Annotated in this window: 1 protein-coding gene; it reads right to left on the bottom strand. The window is 67.5% G+C overall.

All coding sequences use genetic code 11. From position 1 onward, the window contains the following. Nucleotides 1-299: 299 nt before the first annotated feature. On the bottom strand, nucleotides 300-1,384 hold a 1,085-nt coding region (locus tag CCN39_RS45055; protein ID WP_143264407.1), incomplete at its 5' end, for a DUF7507 domain-containing protein.

Here is a 1,384-nt window from a genome sequence, read left to right as displayed (position 1 = left end):
CGGTTCCGCTGCCGCTGCCGGCACCGGCGGGCGCGTTCGGCAGGACCAGCGCCGCGGCGCCGAGCTCGGCGGTGTTTCCTTCGGCGGTGGCCATCCAGGTGCCGGCCGCGGCGGAGAAAACGCCGAGCAGCACACTGAGTGACACCATCACCACGTGAGCACGTTCACCAATGGGGGACACGGCGCAGGAACGTATCACGGAACAATTACAGCGAGAACCCTACGAACGCACTGGTCACATTTCCCGTCGGCGACAGGCACGGAATTCGAGGCAATCGGACGCTTCCCCGTTACTCCATTCAGCTCATCCGGACGACGAACGTCGCTTCGCCGGACGTTGTCACCGGACGACGGGTCGGGTCTTGACCGGTGGCGGTTGCTTTGCCGGTGAAGCCAACTTTGCCCGCGATCGTTGTGCAGGTGTACGAAATTTCAGCGTCCACGGCCAGTTCTCCCACGGTGCGCGCGCAGGACGGGGTGTGGTCGTCGACCACGCTCACGTCGGCGAGCGGGACGTCACCGGTGTTCTTGACCAGGATCGAAAACGTGACGGTGTCGCCCGGGCGGACTTCGTACGGCGTCGCGTCTTTCATGACGGCGATCCCGGGGTGGACGACATCGACTTTTGCGTCACCGGCTGATTGCACGGTGCGACCAGTCGGATCAATTCCGGTGATCTCGAGGGCCTGGCCGAAGTCGTCGCCGGCCGCCTTGCGGGAGCAGGTGTAGGTCTTCACCGCTCCGGCTTCGACGGTGCCGAACTTGTTCCCGCAGGTCGTTTGTTCGTCCACAACGGACACTGCGGTCAGCGGGACGTCACCGGTGTTGCGCGCGGTGACGGTGAAGGTGACTTCGTCGCCTGCGCGGACCGTCTCGGGGGTCGCGTCGATCGTGAGCCGCACGGCCGGGTGGATGACGTCGATCTTGTCGGTGTCCGTGGCCGTGATCGGGGGGCCGACCGGGGCGGTCGCCGTCGCCTTCGCGGTGCTGACTTCGTCGTCGGCGGGGGCGGTCGCGGCGCAGTCGAACTTCTGCGCGGCGCCGGGTTCGAGCCGGTCGAAGGTCTTGGCGCACGGCTCGTTTCGGATGGTGACGGCGGTCAGCGGGACGTCGCCGGTGTTGGTGACGGTGAGGGTTGCGGTGACTGCGTCGCCGGGGCGAAAGGGGCCGCCGTGGATCTCCTGGGTGAGCTCGAGGGCGGGGTGCAGGACGGTGTACGGCGCGTCGTCGGTCGCGCTGACCTGGCGTTTCACCGGATCGGTGCCGGTTGCGGTGGCGGAGCTCACGAAACTGTCGGCCCCGGCGTTTACCGTGCAGGAGTGGCGCTGGCCGGCGCCGGGAAGGAGGGTGCCGATGGTTCGAGCGCACGCCGGCGTGCTGTCCA

This window comes from Amycolatopsis kentuckyensis (genome assembly GCF_002155975.1).
Classification (GTDB): domain Bacteria; phylum Actinomycetota; class Actinomycetes; order Mycobacteriales; family Pseudonocardiaceae; genus Amycolatopsis; species Amycolatopsis kentuckyensis.
The sequence above is the reverse complement of the archived record's forward strand: the minus strand, read 5'-3'. Positions and strand labels throughout refer to the sequence as shown.